We start from the raw sequence: 25,501 nt of genomic DNA on the forward strand, positions 1-25,501 counted from the left end.
TATGTATCTTTCCATAAAGGTATCTGTAAAAAAGTTTATATTTTGATAATAAAAAATTTTAGTTAAATGCATGAGCTGTCAATTCCGTCGAAAATAAATTTATCTTGCTCCTCATCATAATAAAAATGTACTTCAAGTCCTAAATAATCATCAATGGGCATTCTTTTTGAATTTGGATGAAATCCTAAAAAACGTGTCATAACACTTAGATAATTAAAATCCTCAAAATAAATCTCTCCAACATACCACTCACCAGTCAGTTCACACCTTCGAGGAAACATTACTATGTCATCATTGCAAGTATTTTCATCATTCACATAGTCAGTTATTTCCCTCACTATATTTTTAAAAATTTCATCATTATGCTTTTCAAATAACGCCTTAAGTGATAAATCTTCGAAAAATATGCATGGCTGCAATTTATTTTCATAAGTCACATGTTCATTATCTGTGTTCGGATTTGGTAAAAAAATCTGTTTTATCTCTAAGCTCATGGTATCTTCCCCCTGTTTCATACATAATCAGCTCTAAAAATCATAATTTTTTAATTAATTTTCTTAAGAGCAGATATAATATCTTTATATACTAAAGCCTGCATACTATCTTTATATATCTTAGTATCCGCTTTTCTTAATGCTTCTGTAATGTATTCTACTAACTCTGGTTTATATTTTGCAATATTAGGCAACACCTTAATACATTGTCTTGATGTTATAGGCTTTTCATCTAAAATATGTTTTAAATATTCATCAATAATTTCATCTATTTTATTTTCTGTATCCCATTTTGCATTAACTGCTATTAATATAATTCCTCTTGTTCTTCTATATGAGTTACTATCTTCAATTAATTCAACAAATCTATCAAAAAACTTATAAACATCATTAGATTTCTCGCTTTCAGCTTCTAATAACTGTAATGCTTTATATGCAGCTTTATCATCTTTAGAATATAGTTTTTCAATCAATTCTGTGATATTCTCCATAGTATCATCTCACTTTCATTAATATTCCCTAATATCAAAAAATCAGAATTTATATCAACATTAAACCTTTCAACACCTTTTCAAAATACAATAATTATCCTTTTTCTATGGATTATGGCAACCAAAATTTAATTATATCTTCGAGTTTATTAATTATCATTTCTTCTTCGTTAGACAACATATATTTTTCATTAATAGTTGTATTAATTAACAATCTATTTTCTATACTCTGCTTCAAGATTCCCTCTAAGGTTAAAAAAGCTTGTTCTAATGTAATATCTCCACTTTCTATATTTCTAGAAAAAAACGCTTCATTAATAACTGCGTTATTTAATTTAGAATAATATTTAACTATATAAATTGGTTTCATATATTCTCTATCTTCATCATTAAAATTGGTTGCTATATCAACAGCATAATGCTTAATATTATTACTTTTATCATTATCTTTTTTACTATTAAATAATCCAAATAGCATAATTATCCCACCTCTTGATACTATTATAAATCTAAGCCACACACTGTTCATTATATACAACAAATCTAATTTTACCGAGTCTAATTCAATTTAGTTGCTATATTTTTATAAAGTAACTTTCATCATTTCATATACTTATCTATCAACACATAACATCTTTCTTTTGTTGACTCCGCCAAAGATCTCACATATAAAACTTTTTCCAATGTACCACCAGCCGCTTCAGCAGCCTCTTTTTTTGCTTTAAAATCTCTATCTTTTATCCATTGAAGCTCTTCATTTTGCAAGCTTTTCATATCACTTGGAGATAACTGAACTTTTAATACAGCATAAATATCATTTAGTTCATCATCCCATTGTTTATGTTCTTTACATGCCTCGTCATACATATCCTTTGTAGTTAAAGCCTTATCGGCTAAGCCCTTAAATCCCAATTCAATTTTATCTAGTTTATCCTTATATTCCTGTTTCTTAGTTTTCTGTTTAATGTTATTATTTTCTGTACTCGGTTTAGTTTGACTATCAGTTATTTTAGTTTCAATGTTCTCTTGAGAAAATTCATACCAAACTACATCCTTTTTTTCATCTTGCTCTTTAACAAAAGCGTTATATGCTTCTTCTGTAGCAGGTTTATCATCAATGAAATATGTTCTTATTGGATTTCCATTGTTGTCATTTGTATTATGATAACCTAATATGTAATCTTCACAGGCATTTGTTTTAAAATTTAATTTTCTATATCCGTTATTAAAAGCACTGTTTGAATAATGAACTGTTCCATCTGTTTTAAGATTTCCAAAGCCTCTAAGCACTTGAATATATCCAATAACTTTATTGTTCATATAATGTAAGACCTCATAAAACTCCACATAATTGCCAACAGTTAATTCAAGAACAATTTCAGGTATTCCATCTCCATCCATATCAAGTACTGTAAAGTGAGTTAATTTGAATACAGTTCCATAAATCTCTTCATTACTTAAAAAATCATTCAAATATACATCTTTATTATTATCCGTACTAAAAAATTCAGCCTTGTTTTGTAATACTGCTTTATGTGCTTCTATTGCCAAACTCTTATTGTTATCAGATGATAACTGAGTTTTTTCACTTTCATTTTTGATATCTAGGTTTGAACTGTCTTTATTATTTGAACATGCAGTAAATGACATGCTTAAGAGAAAAATAAGAAGTATACCTATAATTTTAAACTTTATCTTAACCACTCCTCCCATAAAATAAAAATATGCTTAATAATACCATTTCCAAAGTTGATAATTTTCTTCATCCTCACTAACTAAAGCAACATCAATTATTTTTTTATCTGCTAAATCAATTAAACAAAATCCTTTACAAAAACCACAATTAATAGAACTATATAAATTATTTAATTTCAATTCATGATTCCATAATTGAAGTACTGCTTCAAATAAATCATTAAATATAATTCTAGCGTAACCTTCATAATATCCAACTTTAATAAAAATATATTCTTTATCGCATTTTAATTCTGATTGGTCTATAATCCAATTGCAACATTGTTTATCAGTTGCCTTGCATGTCAATTTACTATATGGCTTAATCCTACCCTCTTGCCATAGTTTATGGTAAGAATAAATAATGTCTTTATAGTAGTCTCTCTCAGTTCCAATTTTATAAATTTCTTTAGTCGTTACTACATCTATTGATTTCATTAAATTTTTGAAATATAATTGTTTCTTTTTCTGTTCAATCAATTCTTTTCTATTCATAATCTATTTTCCTTTTAGACTAATAAAACCATTTTACATATTTTAATATGAAATATTCTGTTTATAACTCTTTAACAAAATATCTATTTTTACCTTCTATCGTTTCTTCAATTCTATCACTTACTAAACACATAGGTACATCACTCCCAAATTATAATTTATCTTACAACCCTTGTAATTACAGAACCATTTTAAACAGTAACTCTTTTTTGTGAAAAAGCATAAAACCGAATTAAAATCTCATATATTATTATTTCGTCAATATTTATTTGACTCTTTTATACATAGGATGATTTTCATTGAACTCAACCAAATCCCATAAGTTTCCGTACAGATCTTTAAATACAGCAACTATTCCATAATCCTGTTCCTTAGGTTCTCTAATAAATTCTATTCCTATTTCTTTCATTTCGTTATAATCACGCCAGAAATTATCAGTTCCTAAGAATAGAAACACTCTTCCTCCAGCTTGATTCCCTATAAAAGGTTCTTGTTCAGGCTTAGATGCTCTTGCAAGCAATATTGTTGTTCCATTTGAACCTGGTGGGGACACTACCACCCATCTTTTCTCTTGCTCAGGTTGATATGTATCTTCTACTAATGTAAAATGAAGTTTTTTTGTATAAAATTCGATTGCTTCATCATAATCTTTTACTACTAAAGCAATATGTACAAGTGATTGAATCATTATTTTGCCTCCTTATTCCATTTTAAAATCTGTTTCAAATTTTGAATCATGACAAACACCATCATCTGTATATTCAGTTTCTATGTACTTTTCTAAATCAACAATACTATTAAAATTACCACTCCAAATTTGTATATCTTTTTTACCTTATTAAATTGAAATTTGCTATTCTTTATACTTACTCTTATATTCTTGGATATAATTTCGCTCCATGTTTTTCTTATGCTTATCTATATACGAAGATGATATTTCGTCTGCTGTAATTCCCTATCTAAGCAACGTATCATTGAAATACATTAATACATCACTCATTTCCTCGCAAAATGCTTTTCTAACATTTTCATCCTCCATTATAGCCAAATCACCTTTTTTCTTTATAATTGCAATACATTCACCTATTTCTTCCATCATCCAAAGAATAAAGTTTCTACCGTACTCTGCTTCCAATGGTGACCATTTATCTTTATGTAAATTATATAACTCCTTCTGCATATTCATCATATCCGAAATTTTTATATCATTCATTTTATATCCTCCGCAAATTATGATTTATTAATTAAAACAACTCTGACTGACTTTTTACATTCTCACTCAAATCAATTAAATTTTACAACCATTCTTTTGCATGTTCTTTGATAAATTCAATTTCTGCTAAATATAAATCCCTATGTCCCTCTTCCAACATTTTCTTAAAGGCACTATTTCCATTTTGAGATTCATTATAAATTAAATCAGCAAGGGCCTGTAGTCTAGCTGTCATTTGTACAAATGAATCATCAGGACATTCCATTCCATATGCATCAAAAAATACCCTAATACTCTTTTTCCTAAACTCCTTGTCTCTATCAACATCATAATTCCTGTATTCCTGTTTTTCATTATCATAAATTTTTTTACTAAATGGAACAAATCTATACAGTGCATATACAATATCCCATATTCTAGGAGCAGGACAACATGTATCAAAATCAATTAATCCATATGGCATATTATTAACAAAGGTCATATTATATGGCGCAATATCATTGTGACATATAACTTCCTTCTCTAAAGCTCCTTTATATGAAAACATCCAGCTATCTATATCTGTTCTCTCAAAGGATAGCGTTGCATCATGATATTTACGCATAATTTCAGCCACTTTTTTAATTATAGATAATTGTTCATTTTCATCATTGGTAAAAGGATAATCAGCTTTACATTCTCCAGGAACAAATGATAATATTTCCCTTCCCATATCATCAATTCCTATAAATCGTGGGCTATTAGTGTATTCAAATTTTTCTAAATGTAGCAATACTCTATGTATCGTTGAACTCCAAGTCTTCTGTTCCCTCAAAACTGTTTCGTTATGCTTATATACGCTTGTAGAATTACCTCCAGATAATTTTTTCATTAGCTCCCCCTAGAAAATTAATATTTGTAATTTGAAACCTAAAAATTGAAATAATACATCATTATTCTAATTCACTAATATAGAAAAATATGCATTAACTCAACTATACATTATGCTTATTTGCAGTAGTGTTACTTTTGTTTCATTCCAAAAGCAATCCACCGTCCATCTATATCTTCTAACACAAATTCCATATTATTATAATCTGTCATATGGAGTGGACGAACAATTTTAGCACCTTTACTTATAAATTCATTTTGTAATGCTTTTTGATTGTCTGTAATAAAATAGGCATCTTCCCCATAACCATAGAGTTCCCTATTCGTATAAACTTTTTCGCTATTTGCTTTAGTCAATACAATTTCCACACTATCGCGATAAAGGCATATATGTGGTTCTCTTACATCTAAATATTTAACAATTCTAAATCCCATAATCTCATTATAATACTTAGCGGTTTCTTCGATATTTGGTGTGGGAAACACTGCAAGTATTGAATGAAGAATTTTTTCCATACTCAATCTCTCCTTCTTTTATTACACCTAATTTATTAAATTCTGTACTATTTAAAATAGTATGTTTCTTTTATTTAAATCAAAAAATATTGTTATCAGTTCTTTTATCTTGATTTCATCATTAAATGTTCCGTTATTCCTTCCCTATATAAACTAGGTATAGTACCTACTTGAATGTATCCAATTTTATCATACAGTATTTTTGCATTTAGATTAAATTCTGCTACAACCAAAAATATTTTTGAATATTTTTTAAAACATTCATTCTCAACAAACTTTAAGAGTAATTTTCCTATACCTTGACCACGATTTTCACTTTTTACTGCGATAATATGTATATAAGGAAATGAATGAAAAACTCCTTTTGTTATAACCCAAACGAATCCCTTACAATTGTTATCATTGTCTATTGCGACATATATTTCTTCCTTGCAAAAACCTTCTTCTAGTGATTCTCGGGCACTACCTTTTTGTGAAAAGTATCTTCTCCCAAGTTCTGAATCAACTAATGCCACCTCACAATCATCTAAATAACTGATGTCTCCCTTAATAACTTTAATATCCACAATATAATGTCCTCCAATCTTAAAGCTGCTTTACAATAACTTAACATTTTGTATTTGTAAAAAAATCTTATTTCATTCATAAATTAGACTTTGTCAGTCAGTTAAATTTCATTATATGGATTTAATAATGCATATACATAGGTATCCCAATATATAGGCTGTCCTTTCTCATCTTGATGGAATGAAACATTTTTTCTAAAATGTGCTTCACGTATCATTCCAATCTTCTCCATTAACTTCCATGAAGGTGCGTTTTGAGGAGCACATTCTGCATAAATTCTGTGAACACCTTGATTAAACATATAATCTATAACTGCTTTACTGGCAGAACTTCCAAATCCCTTATGTTGATAATTCACATTTAATACATATCCCAGCTCTCTTGAATTAAAACTCCTATTTCCTAAATAAATATTTCCAATTACTTTATTCTCTTTTTTTAGCTCAATTGCATAGAATTCATCACTTTGCGCTCTGTATTCAATCTCTTTCTTTGCTTTTTTGCAAGAAAAATCTGGATATGCTTCAAATTCAGCATTAACTCTCTGCAGCATATATTCACATAAATCTTTTTCATCCCTTAACTCAAAATTACGAATAATTAATTCATCTGTCTCAATTCTCATTTTTATATTCTCCTTTAGCAGTAAAACCTGCTTCTCAAATTACAATTCATTAATGATAATTCTATTAAATCTTCAATTTCAACTTGTCCATCTATAATCCATGTATCATATTCTTCTGGTGTTCTAGATACATAATCATCCTAACCTTTCATTGTTTTAAAATAGCATAAATTGAATTATTATCACTTATATATTACATGATGTAAAAGACAATCATTTTTAATTTCTAATTTAAACTATATTTTAGTTCATGATTTATAAAAGATATCCAGTAACTATCTATATTAAAAACCTCTTTTAGAATATCTTCTTTAAAGCACCTAACTTTTTACCATAAATTAAGGAAGCAATCTCTCTACTTATATATGTACCACCAGCCCCTCCCAATGATAAGAATTGATAGTTTACTAAATCATTGCTTAATACAACAATAGTAATATCGTCATCAATATATTTCTCAAAATGAGAAGTGTAACCATTCGCAATTCCCCCACCATGGCATATACTTTTACAATCAAAATGTTTTTTAATAAGCAATCCATAGCCATATTTTACATACTTGCCATCATAGTGAGGCTCTTGCATTTCCCTTACTATTTGGGTTTTCAATAGTTTACCATCCTGAATTGCTCTATCAAGCAAATAATAATCACCAACAGTTGATACAATATCACCACAAGCAAACCATAATGATGGGTCCATATAGAAGCCTTTTTCACCCTTAATATAATTATTGGCTACATTTTTTTGTTCTTCATCACAAAAACCTGAATTATTCATTTTAGCAGGAATAAATATATGATTTTTAACATATTGGTGATAGCTCATTCCAGAAACCATTTCAATTATCAAGCCAAGAATAAGATAATTGGTATTACTGTACGACCATTTTTCACCAACAGGAAATTTCAATTTATAACCTTTTACAATTTGTAGTATTTCTTGGGGGGTATGATGTTCTCCCCATTTTATTTGTTTTTTTAGCATTATGTGGTTAGGTATCCCAGAAGTATGAGTTAGAAGATGATGAATTGTAATTCCTTGACCCTTGTATAAGTCTGGAATATAATCTTCAATATTCTGCTTCGTTGAAAGCATACCTTTTTCTGATAACTGCATAATACATAATGCAGTTATTGGCTTTGTCATAGAACCAATCATGAATTTTGTTTCAGGTGTATTTTTTATTCCTTTTTCCTTATTTGAATACCCATATGATTGATTAAATATAATTTCATTATTTTTTGATACCAATACATTTCCACTAAATTGTTTTTGTTTTTTAAAGTATTCATTTAAATTACTATCCGTCATTGACATCCTCCAATAACTTGTCCATATTTCATATAATCAATATTAACCAGTTCGCACTTACTTAACATTATTCATTTAAAAAAAATCTTATTTCATTCATAAATTAAAATTCATCTAACTTTTTCAATTTTACATATTACAACCATTCTTTTGAATGTTCTTCGATAAATTCAATTTCTGTTAGCTAAAGGTTTTAACCTCTCCCAACAGAGTTATTTTTTCATCATCAATAATTATTCCACCAGTATTTGTAATTCCATATACTTTCTTTCTCTTTTCTTCTAATACCTTATTGATATACTGATTAACCATTTCACTGCCTTCATAATGAACTTCAATATCAAATTCTTTAATAAAGTTAAGTCCTTTATTGTATGTAAATGTATTATAATCTCTATCTGGCGTAATGTGATATTCTGATATTTGAATCATTGCTCCTGCACTACTGCCAATAACAACACCTGTAAAACTTTGAATATACTCAATTAAATCAAATTCAATTAAACGTAACATCATTTTATCAGGCAACCCACCAGTAAAGAATATTACATTGCTCTTTTTTATTTTATCTTTTGCATTTTCTACTGTATCTTTAAAGTAATTTATAAAATTTATATTTTCTTCTTCAATTCCATAGCTCAAGAATGGTGTTACAATGCTTTCATAATATTTTCCAGTATTCCTACTATACGCATCCTGCCAATCGTTATCACTTCCTATTGTTTCACTAAAGGAAAATGGTATTATTAAAATCTTGTCATTAGGCATTATGTATTTTGATACTTTTTCCCTTGCCCAGCTTTCATGAAAATTATATAAACTAAATAACATATTTACCATAATTATTTCCTCACTTCTTTTTCATACCATAATTTTCTATTCAATATTGATTATAACATATCTTACAAACATTGAAGTATTCAATTATTAAAGAACATTCTTAATTAATTGCTATTAATTTTATTACACAAAACCTATTACTCTTTTAACTCGATCATCTTAATTTCCCATTACTAAACTTTAAACTACTATTCAAATTAGAATTTGGAAGTTTCTATAACACAAATAATAAAAATTACTTAATCATTAATTAGTATTGACTAAAAATATAAAAGGATATATTATAGATAAATAGAGTCTATAATATCCGATTAATAATACTACATGGAGGATTAATATGAAATATACAAAAGCTACTAATTATGCATTACATATAGTTGCTTATATGATTAAGTATGATAAAAGAGATAATCTAAGTTTACTTCCTTTGGCAAACCATTTAAATACCTCGCCAAGTTATTTGTCAAAGATTTTAACACAGTTAGTTAAAGCTAATATAATTAAATCAACTCCCGGTGTTAATGGTGGCTATGTTTTGCAGAAGAGCAAAGAAGAAATTTCACTTTTAGATGTAATTAAGGCAACTGAAGGAAGTATCCCTATGTTTACATGTGAAATGAAGGAGAATCATGCGTGCAAAATTCAAAAAGCAATGGAAGAAGCCGAGAATATGATGGAAACCTATCTTAAAAATAAAAAACTATTTGAAATTATATAAAAACAATTTAATTTCATAAGTTTTTTACGCTCTAATTATAGATAAATACAGTCTATAATATATTTAATTAAAATAATTGTACTTGTGCTTTAAATAACTTATTACAATGTATATTCTAAAATGATATTTATATTATTAATAAAATTATAAAGGAGATGTTTATATGTCTGAATTTTGGGAAAGAAGTTTTGCAGAAAAGCAAGCAATGTGGGGTCTTGAACCGTCAAGTACTGCAATTATAGTGTCAGATTACTTTGCTGAAAATAATTTAAAGGATATCCTAATTCCTGGTGTAGGATACGGAAGAAATATAAAACCGTTTATTGATAATAACATGGAAGTTACAGGAATCGAAATTTCTCGAACAGCAATTAATATTGCAAAGAAGAATGGAATTAATAATAAAATTTACCATGGATCAGTATCTGATATGCCTTTTGAAAATAAACTCTATGATGGTGTAGCTAGCTTTGCACTTATTCATTTGTTAAATGAAGCTGAAAGAAAAAAGTTTATTAATGATTGCTATAACCATTTAAAGCCAGGTGGATATATGATTTTTACGGCTGTTTCAGAAAAAACTCCAATGTACGGCAATGGTACAAAGCTTGATGAAAATTATTATGAAACAACATACGGTGTGAAACTGTTTTTCTATAATTCTAAGTCTATAGAGAAAGAATTCGAAAATTATGGACTTGTAGATTTCGTAGAGGTTGATGACATGTATAAGGATAATCCAGATAAACCTCCAGTAAAATTTTTAATGATAAAATGCAGAAAGAAGATATAAAACCGATAAAGTTCTCAAATAAAATCATAAAATATAACTAAACCATATAATAGGATAGTAATATAAGAAAATAAAAAATAGAACAAACGATGTTCTATTTTTTATTTATCATCTGAAAAACATAAGTTCAATAGCCAGTTATTAGTTTGTCAGAATTATGTATAGAAAAAAATCATAAATTTATTTTGAATAATGAGCTTAAATCAAATTCAATTTTATGATATATCAATAACTAAATCAGCCCCTCCCCCAACTTTAGTTATAAAAATTTTACTTAAGTCGAAATTCACTGTAACAATATTTAAACATATTTCTGATGTTGTACCTATTGCCCTTGCTGGTGCATTTGGATTGCTTAAGGATTTTCTAGGCACATCATTCCATGTACTAATATATTTAATTCCATTTCTTGTCAATACTTGTTCACTATGCGTATGACCATAGAAAAATGCAATAACCTTTCCAATTCCTTTTGAAGAAAAATCAACTGAAACTGATTGTCCAAAATCTCCAGTAGTTGCTATGGAATTGTATTTTACTCCCATCTTAAATGCATCTATAATATTTAACATTACAGTTCCATTATATACAAGATTGTCTGCTCCTATCATTCCTTCTGGAAATGGATTAACATGTGTAAAGAACATAACCTTCCATTGCTCATCTGGCAGCTTCAAAGCAATATGCGCCAACCAGTTTAATTGAGCATTTGAGTAAGCATAAGTATTTTGTCCATCGTACTTCCATGCTGCATTATTAGGTTGATTTTTAATATATGGAATATCAATAGAATTTAAAAAAATCGCTCTAACCTTGTATTCTGGAATATCATAGTAATAATACATACCTTCTCTATTTGATTCATCAAATTGAACAATTCTATCTAGCCTTTTAAACATAATATTATATTGTTCTTTTGGTATCATAGTATATTTTACATTGTCTACTCCATTTGAAATTATAGAGTTATCATCATGATTTCCCTTAACAGTAAAATAATTATCAAAGGATATTTTACTAATTAATTTTTTTGCTGTATCTAAATGAATTTGCTTCGTTATTCCATTATCTAGATTGTCCCCACAACAAGCTGTAAACTTAATATCCATATTGTTATTTATATAGTTTATGGTCTCTATATCTGCAAAAGTTGATGCTTCAGTAATATGGGGATCAGTAAAAAAAGAAAAACTCATTGTTTTTTGACCTTGAAACTCTTTTGCTTTTGCAATTTGTTGATCAATCATTTCTTGTAAATAAATTGGTATTTTATTCTCATAAGTTTTATTATTCATTTTTCTCCTCTGCTTTCATTATCATCTGAAATGTACAATTCCCCTAGTGCATAACTTTAAAATACACATATAATCCCTATGCTATAACCTGCTAAATAAAAGTATTTTCTTTTCCATAACAGCTTTAATATATATGTGATCATTTTATACTCCCCTTATACCAACTAGGAACTGGATCTTTCATATTATTATACCATTCTAAAACATCTTGAGCTTGTTTTATCATAATATCAATTTCACTCTGTCCAAATTGAATTGCCCAAGGTAGAGATGATAAAGTATTGCTTGAAATGTATAATGCAAGCAATCGCCAAAAATCCATTGGCACATCACCATCAAAATATCTGTTTACCATCCCCGAAGCAAAAAGTGGCGATTGTTGTGCACACCAAACAATTCGATTAAATTCCTCCCATGGATCACCAAAATCATATCTATCAAAGTCAATAATTTGAAGTTTTCCTTCATAATCAATCATCATATTCCCCACATGGTAATCACCGTGTTGATAACATTGTGATCGATTTTTCAGCAAATAACGATTCTCATTTATATAGTCAATAAACGATTGTCCATTTTCATATTTTATAGGACAATCTTTATACATTTGGATCTTCCGCAGAATTTTACGATTAAATCGTACCTTCCATTCCTCTTGTGTATCAGGTGCTGGAATAGTATGAATATGCTTAAGTATTTTACCAGCCTCAATTCCATATAAATATTGTTCTTTATTGGTCAAAGTTGTAAGAATTTCTCCAAAATCCTCTCCTTCGATCCAACTTTGTAGAAAATATACGCCTTCATCACAAGTGCCAAATTCAATAGGTTTGCACATAGGAACACCAAGTTCCTCTACATGCTGCATCATTTCAAATTCAACTTTCTTACATTCTTTTTGCTCTATTTTTGAAATACGTAACAAATACTTTTTTCCTTCAGGAGTTATAACGCAATATTTTATATCATCTGACCATCCTTTTTCAATCAATATCCTAGTCTTAAAATCATTTATAGGCAAACCTAACCATCTCCTTCTAGAAATGTAGATATTCTGTTAGATAAATTATAATTTGCTAAGAAACGCCTTTCTTATAATATTAGAATATCACTAATAACTATCAATATCTTCAAACCATTGTGCCGCAATACAAAAGTTTAAGCTTTAACAACATTCCTTTATTTTACAATTATAATATTAATCCATAATTAATACAAATTTAAAAATATCTAATAATTAAAGGTGTAATAGATAGTATATTAGTATTGCCTAGTTCTTAAATAAAAAAATACCGCAAATTCATTTTTATTGAATAATGCGGTATTTCTTCTATTCTTTATTTTTATTACTCTATAAATAATGTAATCAAGACATGACTATCTAAATATATTTATTTATTTTCTAACCATTCTTGAAAACTAAATGCTAATTCTTGCATTTCATTAATAAATCTACTAGCATGATAACCGTCACAAACAGCATGATGTACTTGTATTGATATAGGAATAAATATTTTATTTTCTTGTTTGAAATATTTTCCTGCAGTAAAAATAGGAATTAAATATGTTCCTTCATTATATACATTCAAATTAAACCCTGTAAAACTCACCCAAGGAATACTTGATACCGGAAATATATTGTCAGGTTCATTTGATTTCGGAGTAAACTTCATGATATTTCCATAGTTTTTTATATCATCAATATAATCACTATAAAAACGTAAAAAACTTTCGTTATATTCCGTCCAAATACTTGAAAATGTTTCGTTTTCTTTATAAAAAATAGTATAGCTTGGATTCATGCTATCCCAATATCCTAAACTACCTTTATGGTCAAAACAAATACGGAATTCTTTATGATTATTAACCACAGTTGCAATCATATAAATAAGTGTAGGATAAAATTTAATATTTTTAAGTTTAATTTCATACAATAAATCAGTTATCTCTATATTGGCAGTCATACTATAAGTACATTTCACAGTGTTTAAATAGTGTTCAAAGTATGGCTTTCTACTCCAATGATTAATATCTATTAAATTAAAATTCATAATTTGGGCCTCCTAAAAATTTTTGTAATTCTATTTTAGAAGGCTATTTTCCGTGACCTAGCCATTTCAATCTCCCTTTTACAATGATATTTATGCTTTAATTTATTATATAACACATTCTGTAATACCGCACTATCCAATTTTCAAAGACCTTTTTTTATTTACTACATCAAATTTTCAAATTAGTTCTTTGACTTACTCGATAAAGTGGTATTTGCAACTTTATTACATCTCAACTATCTTTCTAACTGTGTTTGCCGTTCTGATTGTCAGCTTGCTACTAATGTTTGCCTTAGCTGTCTTCGACCACCAATTTGTATTTTGATAATCCTTTCGACTAAAAGACCAGAATACTGCTTTTTTGTAATTCTTTATCTTTTCAAATTCTTCTTTAGGCTCCCCTATTTCACTAAATACATCAGTAAATGTTGCCGGCAACATTATAAAAATCAGATTATCGTATATTTCCTTGTCTTCATTTCCCCACCAGTCAGGGGCATTATGTAATATATCTTCAAGTTCTTCCTTTAATATGACAAAAACAGGTATTTGCAAATCAAACCTGTCTTTTATCATTGTTTCAAGCTGACCAGAAAAATCCTCTTTGTGATCCTCATCACTTGAAAAGATGACATTGCCACTATTCAGATATGTCTTAACTTCTAAAAAACCAAGTTCTTCAAAGCCTGCCTTTAATCCAACCATTGGAATCTTATTTTTGCCACTTATATTGATGCCCCTTAAAAATGCAATATATCTTTTCATATAACAAAGTCACCTCATCAAATTCTAATTTATTTCTTAGTAAAAAAACTATAAACTCATACAATAGCACATTTATGAGTTAATTATAGCATATTTTTATAATACCGCATTCTTCAAATTTCTTAATTAGTTCACAATATTTACTTGTCATGCACATTATTAGTCTAATGAACACTTCTATAACTAGTTATCTAACGTTATTTTATTCGTTATAATCTCACTTGAAATGGAACATAAAGAAGAATTGCCAACTTAATAACGTATTTATATTATTGTGCTTTATTAGTAAGCTTTTATTTATCTACTATATTTGAACCTCTATCTCTGATAAATTTAATGCTTTCCCGCCGACCTTAACTTCAATAACTTCTTCGCCTTCAGTTCTTAAAGCAACAATTATTTCTGAAGGCTTTTCCATTGAATAACCTTGCTCAATAACTATATTATTAGCATTGTCAGACTTAATTTTATCATATTTAAATAAATAACATGCAAGAGCACCATTAGATGTACCAGTTGCAGATTCTTCTGGTATTCCATAGAGTGGTGCAAAATTTCTACAGTAGGCATTTGAATTATTAAGCGATTCAAGAGTAAAAATATGATAGCCGATCGTATTATATTTACTGCTGATTTCTGACACTTTTTCAAAATTGGGCTTTATTGCATTAACTAGATCTATATTCTTAATTGGTATAAGTATATCCCTAAGACCTGTAGATACAATTTGTACTGGTAGTTCTTCAATCATTTCATTCATAGTAATATTCAATGAATCTGCAATTTCTTTCTTAGATATTGTTTGATGATAACTTGGCGCATTTTGATTCATCATTATTGAAAAATCCTCCTTTAATTCTATACCTAAAATTCCTGCTTTAGTTTCTTGAAGATACTTACCAGGTTTAATTAATCTTTTGATTAATAGTGTACTAAAAGTTCCTATTGTGGCATGTCCACAAATATCAACCTCTTTATTCGGGGTAAAAAACCTAACTTTAAAGTCTGCTAATTCTGATTTCATGACAAATGCCGTCTCACTAAAACCAATAATACCCGCAATTTTTTTCATACTATCTTCTGATAAATCATCTGCATTAAGCACAACTCCAGAAGGATTTCCTCCCTCTATGCATTTTGCAAATGAATTTAATGTATAAGCTTTTACCTTCATAATTAATTTCCCCTTAACTAAACATATAATAATTATTAATACATATTTTTACTATCCCTTTCAAATTTGAACTTATCATAATACCTAATCAGTGTTTATTTTGCTCTCAATGAATACTTTTGAAATAAGCATGGCTTGGATTATGGGTTCAAATCGATTGAATTGCGAAGTTCCTTTTTCATATTTACTTTGTGCTTTTGTAGTTTTATTTATGATTGAAACCACAGGAGGCAATGCTTCTTTCAATTCTTTGCTTGTATAATTTATTGTTTTATCACCCATAAGAAGCGACTTGGAAATATAAAGTGCTTTAATTCTGTTTTTTAAGAGGGAATGTTGAGATGTTCCTTCTAAAAACTTAAGTTGCATTTTTTCACATTTAGTAATAGTAGAAGATAGCATGGATTTGGCTTTTTCCAATTCTTCATTATTAAATTCCATCATGATGCCTCCTTATCAAATTAATATTTATCTAATTCTTTTATACCCTACGATCTGCCTTCTGCAATATTGTTGAAAATTGTAAGTTAAAATTATGTTCCTTTATTTTACAATTATAATATTAATCCATAATTAATACAAATTTAAAATATTTAATAATTAAAGGAGTAATAACTACTATATTAGAGTTGTGTATAAAGAAATACCACAAAATTCATTTCTGAAGTAATGTGATATTTCTAATTTTCTATACTAGTACTTTTTTATAACTGGTATCCATATTTCGCTTTTAAATGTTGGTGAAGTTACATCTTTATTTTCATTCCATAACATCTCTGGTCCTTGTTTTTGTTCATAGTTTGAAGCTGGAAACCATTCAGAATAAATACGCCCCCAAACATTTTGCAATGTATCTGGGAATGGACCTATAACTTCAAATACTGCCCATGTTGAAGCAACAACTTCAAGTTTTGACAAGTTCTTTGGACACTCTCTCGTCGTTGCTACACCTATATAATGGTCAAGTTCACCTTTTTCCTCCATTCGTCCTTCTGAAAAATTTAAAGATGCACTTATTAATCCTCTTGGTTCTATATTAGATAACTCTTTCAGTTTATTAATATCTTCAGCTGTTAAGCTCTGACACATTTTAGCAATCTCTGGATTTACTCCATTAAAAATTATAGGCACCCTTTTTTTTATGCCAATTATACAAAATTCTTCTTTCTCTTGAATTCTATAGTTCATCTCATTTCCTCCTTCAATAGATAATCGGAAGGTCATTGGTGGATAGGCTTTTAATGATTTTCCATTATATCTAGCCTCTGATGGAGTTAGCCCATGCAAATTTTGAAATGCTCTTGTAAATGCATCTGCTGACTTATATCCATACTTAACAGCTAAATCAATTATTCTTATATTACTATTATTAAGTTCAAAAGCCGCTAAGGTAAGACGTCTCCTACGAATGTACTCAGACAACGAAACACCCGCAAGAAAAGAAAACATTCTTTGAAAATGATATTCTGAACAGAATGCTAACTTTGCTACTTTTTTTAAATCAACTTCACCATCAAGATTTTCTTCAATATAATTTAATGCTTCATTCATTCTCTTCAACGAATCCATTTAGTCCCCTCCTTTCATTACTAGAATATCAAAAATCATATTTATCTATCCGACTATTCTTGCACGATTATGTAGGATTAATTCATTACACCAAGCATATAAACTACACAGGCATTTAGTACCTTCAAAGTTCTTTTTGTAATCTCTCCACTTGTATAACCACCTATAAATATCTCTTTTCCATCAGCTTTTGCTAATATTTTAACTGCATCTAGTGCTTTAACACATTTTACTTTCGCAATTTTGTTACACATTTTACCAAGTACATATTCATCCTCTTCTAAGTTTAAATATGGAATAAGACTGTCAACATACTTATCTGGAATTATCTTAGTTATACAAAATCCCAATTGTTCATATAAAACATCTCCAATTTCACTATTAGGATATTCTTTTGTCTTCCATATCTTTATCAATTTTTGAGCAATTTCATAATTTATCTCAACTTCTTCATCTGAAAGTTTTCTTCCGTTATTATCAATTACATTTTCCCAGATCTTATATTCAAAAAAATCAGATACACTTTCAAAATACTCTTCATTTTCTTCATATCCTTTGTCTTCATCAAATGACAAACCAATTTCAAAAATTCCAGAACAATAATCATAAAAATCCTTTAATGACGTAAATTTTGGTGAAATATCAACTTCTTCATGATTTCCATAAAAGATCATTCCCTGTAATGGGCCATCATAATAATATCCAATAAACGAAGACATATTATAACCTTCCCAAATAGGGATCATTTTACCTACAGGAAATCTATCATATTGGTTAATATAATCAGAGTATTTACATGACTCCTCATAAGTCATTATTATTGGTAACGCATATTCTCTAGACATATTTTTATATTTTTGATACCACTCATTTAATATTTCCTTATCCTCATCTTTGAATGTAATTCCATTTGTAATATAATCATCGCAAAATTTATTAAACACAATTTAACCACCTTTTATTTATCATTCTTCTCTTGAATCTTACTATAACCCATATTTAAATCTACAGTCCCAAAATAGTAAATATATTATTGGTTTCAAAAACTATTTTAGCCCAACTATTTATTTCATCTATAGCAATTTTTATTTCTCCATCAATTTCTAAACCTCTACGATATATTTCTTTCCACTGCTCCTGATCTATTTCTGTCTCTCCACATGCATCATATGAAGAAACAACACTAAGAAATAAGTCTTCTAGATGCAAATTATACAAATTATCATCATGCATTAAAAGCGAATCTTCCTTCCAAAAAGAACCTTTGAATTTCCCTTTTTGAAATTCATGGTAACATGTACCTTTTCTATCTGACTCAGTACAACAATATTTCATTTAATACCTCCTTACAAATTTCAATTTATCAAGAACAAAGCACATTTTCCTATATGTAGCACTATTATGCTCATATTGTGTTATATTTTGCATATAAAAAGCACCGTACATTCAACTGAATAATACGGTACTTAAAATCTACTATTTATTTTTTATTGTAGTTCAAATTCTGCTGTTGCATGTGTAATACCTATTGAATTATCTATTTCTTTTACTATTCTGTATTTTCCAGCTGTTAATTTTTTAAAATCTTGTAGTGTACTTAATTTGTAATTTTCCTTACCTGTTATTTGAATTGGTATAACTATTCCAACCATTTCAAACTCTGTATTATCTGCAAAAGCTAAAGGATGCCACTCATTATTTTCAAACTTATCTACTTCATACATTGTTCCATATTCAACTTCTTGATTTGTGTTATTTACAATATAAGCATTAATATCTTTTGTACCTAATGCATATATACTTTTTTCTGTTTTCATGGTAATATCTTGTAATTTAGCTTTACCTTTGGACGAATCCCAAGCTCCATCAGCATCTAAATAATATCCATCAATAATTTTATTACGTTCCATAGTACCATCAATATCAAAAAAGTAATACTTATTTTCAATTAATTGCCAACCTGTAATAAATGATTTTTCTGTATTCCACCAGCCATTGGCACCATGTTTCCAACCTTTATTATATGCATCTAAATTAATATTATAATTATTTGAAATCTGTGGTGGATTGATTTCTGTGGTTTCAATCCAAACTCCATCAGAGCCAATCTTATATCCATCTACTGTTGCATCATGAACCATATAACCATCTTGTCCAAAATAATACCACTTTCCATCTATTTGCTTCCAACCTACGGACCATGAACTACCTTCACTATTCCACCAGCCATTAGAATCATGTTTCCATTCTGCACTTGCTCCTATTGGATATATCGTCAGCATTGTAGCTACTACTAATAAACTAGCAATTATTTTTGTTAATTTCATCTTTTTCATATTCCCCCCACTTCCACTAATTTCAAATTACCTTACAATATACAAATAATTTACTTTTTTCAAGTACCATTTTATTCTATTTTCAAAGAACGATTTTTTATTTACAGCATAAACTCTATAAATTGTATATATTATATTGATATTTTCATAATTCATTTCCCCATCCTATGTTTCCAGAATTCACTCTATAAATCAAATTTATGTATCGTATCTATTTCTAATGCTGGATTTAGTTCATATTTGTGTTTGCTTGCACCAAATACATTTTATTAATCCTTCTCAGAATATAAATAATAATCAGAATGAACTCTATAACCACTTTCATTCCTAGTTATATTAGGTAACAAATATCTATTTTCATAATATCTTAAAGGTTCTTTTCCTATATTAAATAATTCCGATAAATCCTTGCGTGTATATTTATTCAAACTTTTCTCCTTATTATTGCAAGTTCAGGTTTATTTTAACAAAGTAAATAACAATTTACATTTCTAGTTTGTATCTTAATAGTATTTCTGTAGTGACATCTTCAAATTTACTAACAACATCTGCTTTAAATCCATGTTTTTCATAAATTTTTCTAGCATCATGATTTTTTTCTAACACCCATAAAAATATTTTTTTGATACTTTTCCTCTTTGCATGCTCAATGCAATCTTTTATTAGAATACTACCAATACCCTGTCCTTGAAAAAAAGTATCAACATAAAGTTGAAAAATTTCAATACTATTTCTACTATCTTTCATATTCGAATATCCCCATTTAATTAGTCCTTTTACAATTCCGTCATCATATACATATAAGTCATCTAATTCAGATTCTTTATCCCGAAAATCTAATGCTAAATCTAAGACCTGCATTTCATTAAATGAAACATTGTCATTATTAAATATCTGTCTGTAAGCAGTTCTTTTTGCAAATATTAAAATTTCTGCTAACCTTGATGCATCTTTTATTTCTGCTCTTCTTATCATATTATTAACTCCCTACGTAGTTGATTTTAATATTGAAATTTATCTGCTTCATATTGATAATAAACATATATTCTCATATTTATTTAACACTAAACTCCTTATTCCTAATTTTAAACATATATTGTCCTCCATAAACTTCCATTTGCTATACTAACCATTAAATTTGAATATACATGATCTAGTCCTTAATGAAAATATTACTAAAATCTGATATTATAAATCATCATATTTGCCACCCAAAACTGTGCCATTCATTTTTAAATATGACTTCTCATGCAATAGCGCTTCTTGATGGTATTTTGGATTAGTATAATGGTTATAATAATATTCTTTTAGCAATTCCAAATCATTTCTATATTTTTCTACTTCCATAGCACACACTCTAGTCCATAAAAGTCTGTCTATTGATACAATTAGAATATTTTCTTCCTCAATAGCATCTTTCTTAAAAAAATTATAATCAAGGTGTGCAATACTTCTCCATATTTCAAATTCTCCAATGACCATTCCCAAGTCTCCATATAAATCTTTTCTCTTATTAGGATATTTATGTGCAAGAACCTGATAATCCTCATCTGTTACTATTAGATCAATGTCTGCACCAGCTTTTCGTATTCCATAATACTCCATAGACATTCCACCTATAAGAATTGGCTTATCTATAAAAGTTAAATTATTAGCTTCCAACATTTCTGTAATATGATCAACAACTTTTTTCATTTCAATCTCTCCTACAAATTATCTTTCAATATAATACAAGCAACATATTTTCAAAACACTATCCTAATTAACTCCCAAAGGAAAATTTATATTAACTATCACAAATCTTTGCTTCATATTATTAGCCTATTTGATATATGAATAATCAAAATCAAATATCGCTGCTTAAAATCCATTTAGTTAAATACTCAATTTATATAAGAATCTTTAATATATGCTTTTACTATCACAAACCAATTATAGCACAAATTGTAATATTCCTTCATTCAATTCTCAGAGACCTTTTATAATTTATTGAGTCTTTATTATAATTATGCAGTAAAAAATCGTACATCCAATCTCTTGAATAATACGATTTTCAATTTACTATTTAATTTCATCAACTCATGATTAAAGAGTATGTAATAAACTCTTACTACACTTTATCTAAGAATTTAATTTATAAAGATTCATTTCTGTAAGCAAGGCATGAAAAACTGTTTAACAAAACTTCTAGTCTCTACTGATCTATTTTTCCTCTCGTAATTCTTATTTCGAGCACCTTCCCAACACAGGAATAAACAGATTTCGCTTTAAACATCACCTTAACTTTGCTTTTATTTAATGTAAGCTCCTTTGGTATTTCATAAAACCTATAATATTTTTCCTTATCACTAATCTCGATGGTCTGTTCAGCAACAACATTATCATCCACTATAATGTCAAAATCCCTTGAATAGGTTATTCTATCATCTTTGAACTTGTTATCCTCACTAAAATACTTTGCGCAGATGAAGTTTTGCCTTTCTCCGTCAACACTCATCTCATAGCTGAAGTAAGCCTCCTTGACACCATATGCATCTCTCCACATGGACATGTTACCATTAATGTCTTTAAACGAACCATAATGTGTTGCCTCGAGGCAATTACCTTTCATGCTGTGCCCTATTTCATCCTGTTGTCCATCAGGTTCTATGCTGTCGATGGTAATATCACTTAATAGTTTTTCAAATTTATCCCCTACCGTGTTCAAATTCCAATACACGCTATAAAATTCATGATGTATCCGATAAAACGGAACAAGTGTTACTTCATTCTTATCAGTGGTAACCTCAGCTGAAATTTTAAAGGTTAAGGTTTCAGCATCCTCCATAGTAATCCAATTTGATATATCATCATCCTCTGTAAATATATCTGGTACAGACGCAGTTGTTGTGTCCAATGCCACTTCGTCCTCAATTGTATCATTTGGAAGTCCAATATTTCCAAACTTACCTGCAAGAACAACTGGACCATAGGTAAATGCAATCTTGCCAGCATTATCCTTTGATGTATATTTTGAAACTGCCATTGGAAACGTGATTCTGATTTCATTCCCTTTATCCCAAGCACCGCTGACTGTAAGGTATCCTTTTTCACGTTGTACAAACCTATCCTTGCCATTTACAACAGCAACAAGTTCACTTGTTATCCATGAGGGTACACGTATATTAATATTTGCTTCTGCTTTTCCTTCAATAATTTTTAAAATTACAGTATCCGAATACGGTAAATTTGATTCTTGTCTTATGGTTAATCCTTTTGCTTCCCAATCAAACTGTGACGATATAAATAAATTAACATATAAATCATCCTGTTCCTGAAAATATATGGCTTCTGCATATTTGCCTGGGTTCTCCATGCCTGTGCCTGTACAGCACCACCAAGCCGTATCTTTTGTACTGTATATCCTATAATGTCCAGGTAACAATGATGTAAAGTAGGTTTTATTTCCTGTGTGGCAATCCTGCGTTCCAATAATGTGATTAAAAAGAGCATTTTCGTAATAATCCATATACGCACTGTAATGATTCCATGAAAATAATAGTTTTGTCAAGAGCAACATATTGTGCGTGTTACAGCTTTCTGCAGTCTTAATACCAAGGCTTTCCATGTCAATTGCTTCAAAATGCTCTTTCAAGCTGTTGCCTCCGATAACATAGGAACGTCTATTAACCACGGTATTCCAAAAGAATTGCGCAGCTGTTTTATATTTCTCATAAGCATGCTCCTGATTGTATATTTCTGCTATACCTATGATTTTAGGAATTTGAGTATTTGCATGCTTTCCCTGTAAATCATCAACACATTGCTCAAGTGGTTCAACAATAGCTTTATGTGAAAATCTAACTGCTGTATCCAGATATATGCTATTGCATGTAAAACCGTAAAGCTTAGCAAATATATGGTTCATGCCCCCATGTTCACATTCGAGCATTGCCTGAACCTGTTCATCAGACATTTGATTTAATATTGAAACTGCCCAGTCAGCAAAATTAACCACTACATTTAGGGCCTCAGAATTTTCTGCTAGCTCATATGCATCAATCAATCCCTTGTATATCTTATGTATGCTATACCAAGGAACCCAATATCCATTAATATCAAATTTTCCTATGTTTGTTCCATCTATTATTTCCACAAAGGGTGTTTCAACCAAGCCTCCAATATATCCCCTTCCTGTTACTTGCTGTATATGCGATAATTCCGACACCGCATAATCAAGAATCTTTTTTAACTCTTCATTCCCAGTAGCCTGATATGTTACTGCAAGAGCTGACATAAAATGTCCCAATGAATGTCCGCTGATTGCTCTTGCTTCCCATCCTGAATAACGTTTTTTCTTTGGTTCCAAACCATGCGCCTCATAGCAAGGAGCTAAAAATCTGTCCACATCGAGAGATAAAATATATTTTTCTCCCAGATCCTGAGATGTTTTAAAAAACCCTTCTAAAAGTCTTACTTTGCTTAAGCTTGGAAAACCTTGTACTGCTAATTTCATAATTGTATCCCCTTCCCGATACGTATTAGATGTATAAATCAGTCATTTTATTTTTGGAAATAAGTGCAAAACCCATGTGTACAAATTCCTATAGTTTTGACTTCGCCCAATGCTTATGATAATATTTTACTAATATACCATTGAGTTAACAATGGTCATTATCGAAGAAAGGATGGATAAATCAGACTTAATGGAGAATTATTTAAATTATAATTTATGTGGAAAATTTATATCTGCTGGCAATTGGAACCATATGAAACGCAAATTTATTTTATATCAAGTAGCATTCATGCTTGAAGGAGAAATGTATATTACCGAAGAAGACCGTCAATATATAATCCGACCTGGTGATATTCTGTTTTTTCGTTCTGGCTTGACCCATTACGGTCATAAAAAGAGTACTTCGCCCGTTAGCTTTTATTGGGTAATGTACGAAACCAATATTGAATCTTATCTAAATTTCCCAACCTTTGCCCATATCGAAGACACCCTACTTATTAATCAGTTATTTAAACAGCTTTTGCATTTTTCTTCTTATTCCATTGATGAAACAAATGCAGCTCTGATTTTGCTATTAAATGAACTTAAACGAACCCTTAACAGAACATATTCAAAACATCGTTCAGTTGTTGATAGCATTTGTAGATGGATAGATATTAATTTACAGAAAGATATTAATGTTTCTGCCGTTGCACAAAATTTCAATTTTAATAAGGACTATATTTCCAAAATCGTAAAACGTGAAAAAGGGATGGGTATAAAAGAGTACATCTTGTCACAGCGTATAAATCGTGCTAAGCAGTTACTTTTGAATACGCATTTAAGTGTTAAGCAGATAACAAAAGAATGTGGCTTTTTTGACTACACCCAATTTCTAAAGATGTTTAAAAGATATGAAGGTATAACACCAACTGAATATAGAAATATTCTATATTCTACACCAATTAATGCAGACTTGGATAATAATTAAGTAATCAAATATCAACGAGTGTTTGTTGTAAAATAACAAAATTCCTGATTAATGTTCCTAATATAACTACAACAATACACTCTCCTAGAAGAGTTTAGCAATTCACCATATATTTAATCTTCCTCTGTGACATTTAGTCCCAACTTCATTTTAATCTCATTAAATAAGAAAACTTA

At 29.1% G+C, this 25,501-nt stretch carries 30 protein-coding genes; 3 read left to right on the forward strand and 27 right to left on the reverse strand.

Annotated features, from left to right (window positions below; translation table 11 throughout):
- Positions 1-62 precede the first annotated feature (62 nt).
- From CSPA_RS16775 to CSPA_RS16835, 13 genes are all read right to left on the reverse strand, one after another.
- Positions 63-494 (reverse strand): hypothetical protein, encoded by a 432-nt coding sequence (locus CSPA_RS16775; RefSeq protein WP_017810524.1) that lies wholly within the window; start codon positions 492-494, stop codon positions 63-65.
- A gap of 50 nt (positions 495-544) precedes the next feature.
- The gene (locus tag CSPA_RS16780; RefSeq protein WP_015393537.1) at positions 545-985 is read right to left on the reverse strand and encodes a hypothetical protein; all 441 of its coding nucleotides are present in this window, start codon (positions 983-985) and stop codon (positions 545-547) included.
- 112 nt (positions 986-1,097) lie between these two features.
- Entirely contained in the window at positions 1,098-1,463 is a 366-nt protein-coding gene (locus tag CSPA_RS16785; RefSeq protein ID WP_015393538.1) for a hypothetical protein, read from the reverse strand.
- 122 nt (positions 1,464-1,585) lie between these two features.
- Entirely contained in the window at positions 1,586-2,698 is a 1,113-nt protein-coding gene (locus CSPA_RS16790; protein WP_015393539.1) for a lysozyme inhibitor LprI family protein, read from the reverse strand.
- 15 nt (positions 2,699-2,713) lie between these two features.
- A complete protein-coding gene (locus CSPA_RS16795; protein WP_015393540.1) occupies positions 2,714-3,214 on the reverse strand; it encodes a hypothetical protein in 501 nt (166 codons plus the stop codon).
- Positions 3,215-3,479: 265 nt separating this feature from the next.
- Positions 3,480-3,902, reverse strand: a complete 423-nt coding sequence (locus CSPA_RS16800) for a VOC family protein (RefSeq protein ID WP_015393541.1) — start codon at positions 3,900-3,902, stop codon at positions 3,480-3,482.
- 267 nt (positions 3,903-4,169) lie between these two features.
- Complete coding sequence (locus CSPA_RS16805; protein WP_015393542.1) at positions 4,170-4,427, reverse strand: hypothetical protein; 258 nt, start codon at positions 4,425-4,427, stop codon at positions 4,170-4,172.
- Between the two features lie 82 nt (positions 4,428-4,509).
- Entirely contained in the window at positions 4,510-5,298 is a 789-nt protein-coding gene (locus CSPA_RS16810; RefSeq protein ID WP_015393543.1) for a phosphotransferase, read from the reverse strand.
- Positions 5,299-5,429: 131 nt separating this feature from the next.
- Entirely contained in the window at positions 5,430-5,813 is a 384-nt protein-coding gene (locus CSPA_RS16815; protein ID WP_015393544.1) for a VOC family protein, read from the reverse strand.
- A gap of 104 nt (positions 5,814-5,917) precedes the next feature.
- A complete protein-coding gene (locus tag CSPA_RS16820; RefSeq protein ID WP_015393545.1) occupies positions 5,918-6,379 on the reverse strand; it encodes a GNAT family N-acetyltransferase in 462 nt (153 codons plus the stop codon).
- A 101-nt stretch (positions 6,380-6,480) separates the two neighbouring features.
- Positions 6,481-7,005 carry a GNAT family N-acetyltransferase gene (locus CSPA_RS16825; protein ID WP_015393546.1) on the reverse strand — a complete coding sequence of 175 codons (525 nt, stop codon included), beginning with the start codon at positions 7,003-7,005 and terminating at the stop codon, positions 6,481-6,483.
- Positions 7,006-7,302: 297 nt separating this feature from the next.
- Positions 7,303-8,319 carry a serine hydrolase domain-containing protein gene (locus CSPA_RS16830; RefSeq protein ID WP_015393547.1) on the reverse strand — a complete coding sequence of 339 codons (1,017 nt, stop codon included), beginning with the start codon at positions 8,317-8,319 and terminating at the stop codon, positions 7,303-7,305.
- A gap of 180 nt (positions 8,320-8,499) precedes the next feature.
- On the reverse strand, positions 8,500-9,159 hold the full coding sequence (locus CSPA_RS16835; protein WP_015393548.1) for a Type 1 glutamine amidotransferase-like domain-containing protein: 660 nt from the start codon (positions 9,157-9,159) through the stop codon (positions 8,500-8,502).
- 337 nt (positions 9,160-9,496) lie between these two features.
- On the opposite strand from CSPA_RS16835, the gene CSPA_RS16840 reads away from it, so the two are divergent.
- The gene (locus CSPA_RS16840) at positions 9,497-9,877 is read left to right on the forward strand and encodes an RrF2 family transcriptional regulator (protein ID WP_015393549.1); all 381 of its coding nucleotides are present in this window, start codon (positions 9,497-9,499) and stop codon (positions 9,875-9,877) included.
- A gap of 163 nt (positions 9,878-10,040) precedes the next feature.
- Positions 10,041-10,670, forward strand: coding sequence for a class I SAM-dependent methyltransferase (locus CSPA_RS16845; protein WP_015393550.1), 630 nt, complete (start codon positions 10,041-10,043; stop codon positions 10,668-10,670).
- A 215-nt stretch (positions 10,671-10,885) separates the two neighbouring features.
- Here CSPA_RS16845 and CSPA_RS16850 read toward each other — a convergent pair whose 3' ends face one another.
- The 14 genes from CSPA_RS16850 to CSPA_RS16915 all read right to left on the reverse strand — a co-directional run bounded on the left by CSPA_RS16850 (position 10,886) and on the right by CSPA_RS16915 (position 24,355).
- Positions 10,886-11,965, reverse strand: a complete 1,080-nt coding sequence (locus CSPA_RS16850) for a metallophosphoesterase (RefSeq protein WP_015393551.1) — start codon at positions 11,963-11,965, stop codon at positions 10,886-10,888.
- Between the two features lie 139 nt (positions 11,966-12,104).
- Positions 12,105-12,986 (reverse strand): aminoglycoside phosphotransferase family protein, encoded by an 882-nt coding sequence (locus tag CSPA_RS16855; protein ID WP_015393552.1) that lies wholly within the window; start codon positions 12,984-12,986, stop codon positions 12,105-12,107.
- 370 nt (positions 12,987-13,356) lie between these two features.
- Complete coding sequence (gene catA / locus CSPA_RS16860; protein WP_015393553.1) at positions 13,357-14,016, reverse strand: type A chloramphenicol O-acetyltransferase; 660 nt, start codon at positions 14,014-14,016, stop codon at positions 13,357-13,359.
- Between the two features lie 225 nt (positions 14,017-14,241).
- Positions 14,242-14,781 carry a DUF1697 domain-containing protein gene (locus CSPA_RS16865; protein WP_015393554.1) on the reverse strand — a complete coding sequence of 180 codons (540 nt, stop codon included), beginning with the start codon at positions 14,779-14,781 and terminating at the stop codon, positions 14,242-14,244.
- Between the two features lie 304 nt (positions 14,782-15,085).
- A complete protein-coding gene (locus tag CSPA_RS16870; RefSeq protein WP_015393555.1) occupies positions 15,086-15,955 on the reverse strand; it encodes a PhzF family phenazine biosynthesis protein in 870 nt (289 codons plus the stop codon).
- An 84-nt stretch (positions 15,956-16,039) separates the two neighbouring features.
- Positions 16,040-16,399: a hypothetical protein gene (locus tag CSPA_RS16875; RefSeq protein WP_026106371.1), complete on the reverse strand. Its 360-nt coding sequence runs from the start codon at positions 16,397-16,399 to the stop codon at positions 16,040-16,042.
- Positions 16,400-16,648: 249 nt separating this feature from the next.
- Complete coding sequence (locus CSPA_RS16880) at positions 16,649-17,524, reverse strand: AraC family transcriptional regulator (protein ID WP_015393557.1); 876 nt, start codon at positions 17,522-17,524, stop codon at positions 16,649-16,651.
- 77 nt (positions 17,525-17,601) lie between these two features.
- Positions 17,602-18,468 carry a hypothetical protein gene (locus CSPA_RS16885; protein WP_015393558.1) on the reverse strand — a complete coding sequence of 289 codons (867 nt, stop codon included), beginning with the start codon at positions 18,466-18,468 and terminating at the stop codon, positions 17,602-17,604.
- 61 nt (positions 18,469-18,529) lie between these two features.
- Positions 18,530-18,859 (reverse strand): hypothetical protein, encoded by a 330-nt coding sequence (locus CSPA_RS16890; protein ID WP_015393559.1) that lies wholly within the window; start codon positions 18,857-18,859, stop codon positions 18,530-18,532.
- A 152-nt stretch (positions 18,860-19,011) separates the two neighbouring features.
- Entirely contained in the window at positions 19,012-19,860 is an 849-nt protein-coding gene (locus tag CSPA_RS16895; protein ID WP_015393560.1) for an immunoglobulin-like domain-containing protein, read from the reverse strand.
- Between the two features lie 269 nt (positions 19,861-20,129).
- Positions 20,130-20,288 (reverse strand): MerR family DNA-binding transcriptional regulator, encoded by a 159-nt coding sequence (locus CSPA_RS16900; protein WP_015393562.1) that lies wholly within the window; start codon positions 20,286-20,288, stop codon positions 20,130-20,132.
- A gap of 55 nt (positions 20,289-20,343) precedes the next feature.
- Positions 20,344-20,835 (reverse strand): GNAT family N-acetyltransferase, encoded by a 492-nt coding sequence (locus tag CSPA_RS16905; RefSeq protein WP_015393563.1) that lies wholly within the window; start codon positions 20,833-20,835, stop codon positions 20,344-20,346.
- Between the two features lie 213 nt (positions 20,836-21,048).
- On the reverse strand, positions 21,049-21,555 hold the full coding sequence (locus tag CSPA_RS16910) for a hypothetical protein (protein ID WP_015393564.1): 507 nt from the start codon (positions 21,553-21,555) through the stop codon (positions 21,049-21,051).
- A 499-nt stretch (positions 21,556-22,054) separates the two neighbouring features.
- Positions 22,055-24,355 (reverse strand): beta-L-arabinofuranosidase domain-containing protein, encoded by a 2,301-nt coding sequence (locus CSPA_RS16915; RefSeq protein ID WP_015393565.1) that lies wholly within the window; start codon positions 24,353-24,355, stop codon positions 22,055-22,057.
- Between the two features lie 190 nt (positions 24,356-24,545).
- Here CSPA_RS16915 and CSPA_RS16920 point away from each other — a divergent pair, with 190 nt between their 5' ends.
- Positions 24,546-25,325 (forward strand): helix-turn-helix domain-containing protein, encoded by a 780-nt coding sequence (locus tag CSPA_RS16920; protein WP_241393388.1) that lies wholly within the window; start codon positions 24,546-24,548, stop codon positions 25,323-25,325.
- Positions 25,326-25,501 lie beyond the last annotated feature (176 nt).

The sequence above is a fragment of the Clostridium saccharoperbutylacetonicum N1-4(HMT) genome (assembly GCF_000340885.1).
Classification (GTDB): Bacteria; Bacillota; Clostridia; order Clostridiales; family Clostridiaceae; genus Clostridium; species Clostridium saccharoperbutylacetonicum.